The following is a 6,668-nucleotide window of genomic DNA, read 5'->3' on the forward strand; positions in this document are numbered from 1 at the left end:
GCCGGTGGGATCCGGCTCGTCGACGAGAAAAAACCCATACACCTTCGGATTGCCAAGGAAGGGGGTGACTTTGTCGATAAAGGACTGGGTCACGCCCTCGCCCTCGTTGAGCCAGACCATAGCCTTCATGCCATCCGGCAGCTCGTTGACCTGGTCAATGTATTGAACGTCGACCAGATTGAAACCTGCGCTAGCGACTTCTGTGGCGGACCCACCTGCTGCGAAATGAAGTGCCATTGATAATCCTTTTTTTCTTAGCGCCCCGCGGTGGCCTGCCTACTCGACGGCGTATATTAGCGCCAAATCAAATACCCACACCCCTCTGATAGAATTTTTGAGATTTTTGGTATTGCATCGAGTGCCGCAGGCCGGACTTCACCTCACGAAGTGCGCGCTCCTGCCAAGGTCGAATTCGTGAAAAACAATCCGTAGACAGTCTTGCTGAACTACCAGAATATTCCTTTTTTGTTCCTAGACGTGCCGATCCGCTCGACGCGCTTGGTAACGCAAATATCAACATTTGTTGTTTCTGGCTGCTGCCTTCACTGTCTCCTGCCGCCGCATCGCTCGATTTTTGCGCTCTGGCGTGGCAGTAACAATGGAGGCGACGCGCTGGCCGCCTCATAGCCAGTTTGGATTATTTGTTTGAACAATCTTACCGCGGGCGATCGCAGTTTGCGATATCTCTCCGGCGACAGTGCCCATTGCCGCGTTTGAGTTCGACGCAACTCTATTTCGCGGCATCAACGGGTGTGCACAAAGCAGATGAGCAACTCGGAAGAGGCTGTCACGTTTCGCCTGGTGCAATAATGCTTTCCATGGCGAGCGACAACCGATACAGCCCGCGCCGACTCTGATCGTTGCTAAGTCGGGAGAGGTACGTTGTCTCCCCTGCCCGCGGCAAGCCGCTCAAACAAACTCGGCGCAGCCTCGTTATGGAGCCGGTTGGGGCCAGCGGTGTAACGCAGCGCGGCCAACGTCCGTCAGCGCATAGACGCCGCGCTCGGCCCTGGCGAACCAGCCATAGACATTGTGAAGCAGGATGTTGGCGGCGCGTGGTGAAATGGCTTTCAAGTCGCGCGGGCGCTTCGGGCCGTCGACCATCGCAGCGGCGCAGGCCAGCGCATCCTGCCGGTAAGCGGTCATTATCGGCGTACGCGAGCCGCCGCCGACTACAGGGTCGCCGCGCCGGCGACGATGCTCGTCCACCAGGCGCGATCTTCGTCTCGGGTCTCGCCGGGGCGGCAAAGCGGCCGGGCTGAGCAGCAATTCGATGTTGCCGGCGGAACCAACCCCCAGAAGCCCGAACCCGAGCCGCCGGCAGAGTGCGCGGAACCGACGGTCATGCTCGCGGCCTTTGCCGCGGGCCGACATCCGCGCCGCGAGCCAGACCTCATCGCATGACGCAGCACGATCGACACCTTGAAGTATGAGTTCGAGGTTGAACTGCAATTTCAATTCGCAGATGACGACCACGGGCGGCTCGCCGTCACGCAGTCCCACGACGTCGCAACCACCAACTTCGCCTTTAACGGTGAATTCCAGGCTCTCAAGAAACCGCTTCACCGGGATGTAAAGAGACGTTTCCTGCATACCGGAGCCATAGCCGATTCGTGACTGGCTGGCACAGCATCACCGAAGGCATGCCGCTCTGGGGCAGATTTGCCGCTCGTCGAACGCATGGAAGTGTGGGATGCATTAAGCAGTTCGCTGGGACCGCCCGGCTCGGCCGCTAAGCCCGCAGCCCCCTCGCCTCGCCTCCGCGCCTGCGCGGAACCAGCATGTCCCTGGCCAGGAGGCGGCTTACCCGGCAGAACGCCATGAACGCCCGGCAAGCATCCTCGGTCTCGACCAGGTCGACCGTGGCGCCAAAGCAGGCATTGAATGCGGCCTGATAGACCGGGCCCTGCCGGCGAACCGGCCAGCCTTGCAGGAAATCCAGCGCTTGTTCGACGCTGTAGATTTCCTCGACCGGCAGGCCAGGCGCTGTCGTGATGCGCACCGGCACCTCGAATTGCAATCTGTCCATTCGTGTCCCTCCAGAACGCGTTCCCCACTTGTTGCTCAGAAATATGTCGTCAGTGCGGACGAACAACCCTGGCACGGGCTGGACAGGCACAGGATGAAGCCGCAAGACATGAATATCGCCGGCTTGAGCCCATCGCCGGCAGTTCGTCCTTGAACCTGGCGCCGTCCGGTGCCAAATCTGAGAGACTTTTCCCGCGGGCTGATCAGAAGCCCTTTCTTCCGGCAAGACGGACACAATGGTCACCTATCTCGACGCCGCCACGGCACCACTCAGAAACACCGGCCAGATCCGCCTCTACGGCGAAGAGGGCTTTGCCGGCATGCGCAAGGCCTGCGACCTCACCGCACGCTGCCTCGACGAACTGGTGTCGATCGTCGCGCCGGGCGTTACCACTGAAACCATCGATCGCTTCGTCTTCGAATTCGGCATGGATCACGGCGCATTGCCGGCGACGCTCAACTATCGCGGCTACACGAAGTCATCCTGCACTTCGATCAACCACGTCGTCTGCCATGGCATTCCCGACAACAAGCCGTTGAAGGACGGCGACATCGTCAACATCGACGTCACCTACATCCTCGATGGCTGGCACGGCGACTCCTCGCGCATGTATCCGGTGGGCACGATCAAGCGCGCCGCCGAGCGCCTGCTCGAGGTCACGCATGAATGCCTGATGCGCGGCATCGCGGCGATCAGGCCCGGCGCCCGCACCGGCGCCATCGGCGCCGCCATCCAGACCTATGCCGAAGGCGAGCGCTGCTCGGTGGTGCGCGATTTCTGCGGCCACGGCGTCGGCCAGCTCTTTCACGACGCGCCGAACATCCTGCACTATGGCAGCGCCAGCGAGGGCGTCGAGATGCGGCCGGGCATGATCTTCACCGTCGAACCGATGATCAATCTCGGCCGGCCGCACGTAAAGGTGCTGTCGGATGGCTGGACGGCGGTGACACGCGACCGCTCGCTGTCGGCGCAGTACGAGCACACGATCGGCGTCACCGAGACCGGGTGCGAGATTTTCACGCTGTCGCCAAAAAACCTCGACCGCCCGGGCCTGCCGGCATAGTGTCCTGCCGGTATAGTGTTCGACAAGTCGCGGGCATCTGCCCGGCAAATGCTGGATATGGGCGGCCTATGGGAAAAACCAGCGACGAAGACGAACGCATCTTCTTTCCCGAAAGACCGATAAAATCGCTCGCGAAAGCCAAGTCGGTCGAAAAGCCGCATTATCTCGGTCATCGCGACCGCTTGCGCCAACGGTTCGCGGCCGCGGGTTCCGACGCCCTCCCCGACTACGAATTGCTGGAGCTCTTGCTCTTCCGCCTGATCCCCCGCTCCGACACTAAGCCCGTCGCCAAGGCGCTGCTGGCGCGTTTTGGCACGCTTGCCGAGGTGCTTGGCGCGCCTGTCGCGCGACTTGAAGAGGTCAGGGGTATCGGCCCGGCAGTGGCGCTCGATCTGAAGATCGTTGCCGCGGCCGCCCAACGCGCGGCACGTAGCGAGATCAAAGGCCGCGAGGTCTTGTCCTCCTGGACGCAGGTTCTCGGATACTGCCGGTCGGTAATGGCCTTCGAGGAGCGCGAGCAGTTCCGTATCCTGTTTCTCGACAAGAAAAACGCGCTGATCGCCGACGAGGTGCAGCAGGTCGGCACCGTCGACCACACGCCGGTCTATCCGCGCGAAGTGGTCAAACGCGCGCTCGAACTCTCCGCCACGGCGATCATCTTGGCGCACAACCACCCCACTCAACCACCTTCCATCACGTTGGATCACGCTTAAGCACGCTGAAACACAAGCAAAATCGCGGATTTTCTGGATTGCGTAGTGGGGGCGGTTTTGGCAAATTGGGGGCTGTGAAAGGGGTAGAAAACGGCCTTCCGCTCCCAGCTAGCGATCCCTGTTTCTCCTCGACCGATCCCAGTTCCGGAAAGGAGGAAACGCCATGCCCGCCCTGACCGACACCGCGATCCGACATGCTCAGAAGCGCGTCGAGGTGAGCCGCAAACAAGAGAACCTCACCGATGGTGAAGGACGCGGCACCGGCCGTCTCGTCCTCGTTCTCAAGCCCATGCCGAAGCGTGTCACCGCCGACTGGATGGCGCAGCAATGGCGCGACGGCAAACGTACCAAAAAGAAGATCGGTGCTTATCCGTCGATGTCGCTGGCGCAGGCCCGTGAGATCTACAAACGTGACTTTGCCGACGTCATCCAGAAGGGCCGAAGCATCAAGATTGCCACCGATACCCGTCCCGGCACCATCGCCGATCTGTTCGAGGGTTATGTCGCGGCGCTCAAGGAAGCTGGCAAGCCGTCTTGGAAGGAGACTGAAAAGGGCCTCAACAAAATCGCCGACACGCTCGGGCGCAACCGCCTCGCTCGCGAAATCGAGGCCGAGGAAATCATCGAGCTGATCCGCCCGATCTACGAGCGCGGCGCAAAGTCGATGGCCGACCATGTACGCTCTTACCTTCATGCTGCCTTTAGCTGGGGGATGAAGTCCGACAATGATTATCGGCAGCAATCCTCTCGCCGCTTCCGTATCCCCTTCAATCCCGCAACCGGTATCCCGACCGAACCCAAGGTCAAAGGCACTCGCTGGCTCGACGAACTCGAGTTCGTGCAACTCTATCGCTGGTTGGAATGTCCCGACACGCCAGTCCATCCCTCTTATCCGCGTGCCGTGCAACTCATCATGCTGACCGGCCAGCGCGTCGAGGAGATTGCTCGGCTTCATGTCGATCAGTGGGACGCCAAGGAGCGGATCATCGACTGGTCCAAGACTAAGAACGAGCAGCCGCACGCCGTCCCGGTGCCCTCACTCGCTGCCGAACTGATCGAGTCGATCAAACCGAACGAATACGGCTGGTTCTTCCCTTCGGCCAAAGACCCAAAGAAGCCCGTCAGCCACGGCACGCTATATAGCTTCGTCTGGCGACAACGGGACCGCGGCGTGATCCCCTATGCGACGAACCGCGATCTTCGCCGGACTTTCAAAACGCTCGCTGGCAAGGCCGGTGTATCGAAGGAAATCCGCGATCGCCTCCAAAACCACGCCCTCCAGGACGTCAGTTCCAAGCACTACGATCGTTGGCACTATATGGTCGAAAAGCGCGCTGGCATGGCCAAATGGGACAGGTTCGTTCGGACGCTGCTCAAGAAGAAGACCAACAACACATTTAAGCAGGCCGCGTGAACTGTCGCGCCATCATCGTCGCCGGCACGCTCGAGCTGCTCTGCCGCATTGCTCCCGCGCATGCGGACCCGTGCGAGGCGCCACTGCCGAGCCAGGCCGGCGTCCGCTTTTCCGGAGTCGTCCGATATGTTGGTGATGGAGACGGCCTTTGCGTCGGTAGGACGGTCGATCCCAAGGAGTGGATCGAAGTTCGGCTCGCGGATTTCAACGCGCCTGAACTGCACCAGCCCGGCGGTGTGACGGCCAAGGCGGCCCTCGAGCGCATCGCGCTCCATCACGCAGTCGTATGCACGACAGAGCGAGGGCGCGGCGGCCGTGTCGTTTCCTATGATCGAGTGCTCGCCCGCTGTCAGATCGGAGCCGACAGCATCGGCGAGTTGCTCCGCCACGCCGGCGTCGCCGAGGGCGGGAACTGACGAGACCGCGGGCGAACCTTCACCTTCTTGAATGGCGCGGGCAGCCTGGCGAGTTGTGCGATCACGTCGTCACGTTTTGCGCCGGATCTTCCCGCGCACGAGGGTGAACCGGAGCTACCGTCCGGCAACTACACCATCACCAGGGACGCGACCGCGCGAGAGCCCGTCGTCACTCGATAATGGCCCGGAAAGCCAAGCGATGAGCCAGCCTCTGGCCCTCTCACTTTCCAGAGAAAAGGAGCATCTCTGGCCAGGAAACTGGCCGATGAAGCGCTGGCGCATAAGCCGAAAGATCTGCATCAAACGACTTCTTCAAGCGCTCAATTGTTGGCCTAATGTCCTCACGGCCACCCTCCGCGTCGCTTGTCGGGGAACCGGGCGACAAGGTGTTAAGGACTTGGAGAAGCTCCCAGTCTCGAAGCACTTCAAGCTTTTCGCCATTCTCGCGAACACCAAATACGAGGCGGTGCACGAGAGCGCCCGTCCCGGTGACCTCGTCTTCAACCGTCACGATGAGCAAGGGCTGCGGCAGGCCACCAAGACATGCGAAGCTTACGGGCCGGGCTCGCGCTTCTTGAAGGGCGAGGTCGAAAAGGACGTGGCCAACTCCGAGAACCCGGGACGCGACATTCTTTCCGCGCAGACTACGATCAAATACGAGGCCCTCGTACTTTTCCCGGACTGCGTAGCTCCGCGCCCGCCATTCGTCAGGCGCCTTGACTTCCAGCCCGTCGTCCCGCCGAAAAACCCGACGCCCGTGCCGACTCACGGCGAATGTGAAGAACTTCTCGAGGTCCGGAAGATCGACCTTCGGGAGGTCCTTGCCCACCTGTTGGAAATCGAAACGCGATACATTTCCAAGGAGCTCACGGACTGTCTCAACCACATCGCGTCCGCCCAACGTCGCCGTGGACTGGTCAAACCAGGAGGTCAGCCGGTCTTTCGAGAGTCCTTCCGCGCCGGCGAACAGCTCGTTGAACAGTGAGTTTCCGGTCATCCCGACTACTAGCAGCGACATATCCTCCGCTTCCTC

Annotated in this window: 6 protein-coding genes and 2 pseudogenes; 4 read left to right on the plus strand and 4 right to left on the minus strand. The window is 61.0% G+C overall.

Annotation, left to right across the window (positions count from 1 at the left end; genetic code table 11):
* The 3 genes and pseudogenes from EOA86_RS16625 to EOA86_RS16640 all read right to left on the minus strand — a co-directional run.
* Positions 1-237, minus strand: a pseudogene (locus tag EOA86_RS16625) (calcium-binding protein); the annotation flags it as partial.
* 696 nt (positions 238-933) lie between these two features.
* Positions 934-1,593, minus strand: a complete 660-nt coding sequence (locus EOA86_RS16635; protein WP_128342639.1) for a DUF2161 family putative PD-(D/E)XK-type phosphodiesterase — start codon at positions 1,591-1,593, stop codon at positions 934-936.
* A gap of 139 nt (positions 1,594-1,732) precedes the next feature.
* On the minus strand, positions 1,733-2,029 hold the full coding sequence (locus EOA86_RS16640; protein WP_029353114.1) for a DUF982 domain-containing protein: 297 nt from the start codon (positions 2,027-2,029) through the stop codon (positions 1,733-1,735).
* A 235-nt stretch (positions 2,030-2,264) separates the two neighbouring features.
* On the opposite strand from EOA86_RS16640, the gene map reads away from it, so the two are divergent.
* The 4 genes from map to EOA86_RS16660 all read left to right on the plus strand — a co-directional run bounded on the left by map (position 2,265) and on the right by EOA86_RS16660 (position 5,635).
* Positions 2,265-3,092 (plus strand): type I methionyl aminopeptidase, encoded by an 828-nt coding sequence (map, locus tag EOA86_RS16645; RefSeq protein WP_095521287.1) that lies wholly within the window; start codon positions 2,265-2,267, stop codon positions 3,090-3,092.
* A 68-nt stretch (positions 3,093-3,160) separates the two neighbouring features.
* Positions 3,161-3,805 carry a DNA repair protein RadC gene (radC, locus tag EOA86_RS16650; RefSeq protein WP_128342641.1) on the plus strand — a complete coding sequence of 215 codons (645 nt, stop codon included), beginning with the start codon at positions 3,161-3,163 and terminating at the stop codon, positions 3,803-3,805.
* Between the two features lie 163 nt (positions 3,806-3,968).
* Positions 3,969-5,219: a site-specific integrase gene (locus tag EOA86_RS16655; protein WP_128342643.1), complete on the plus strand. Its 1,251-nt coding sequence runs from the start codon at positions 3,969-3,971 to the stop codon at positions 5,217-5,219.
* Positions 5,216-5,635 carry a nuclease gene (locus tag EOA86_RS16660; RefSeq protein ID WP_128342645.1) on the plus strand — a complete coding sequence of 140 codons (420 nt, stop codon included), beginning with the start codon at positions 5,216-5,218 and terminating at the stop codon, positions 5,633-5,635. Before EOA86_RS16655 ends, EOA86_RS16660 begins: the two co-directional genes overlap by 4 nt.
* Before the next feature lie 220 nt (positions 5,636-5,855).
* Here the strand turns inward: EOA86_RS16660 and EOA86_RS39415 are convergent.
* A pseudogene (locus EOA86_RS39415) lies at positions 5,856-6,668 on the minus strand (helicase SNF2); the annotation flags it as partial.

Origin of the sequence: Mesorhizobium sp. M5C.F.Ca.IN.020.32.2.1 (assembly GCF_004023105.1) — a bacterium.
Classification (GTDB): Bacteria; Pseudomonadota; Alphaproteobacteria; order Rhizobiales; family Rhizobiaceae; genus Mesorhizobium; species Mesorhizobium wenxiniae.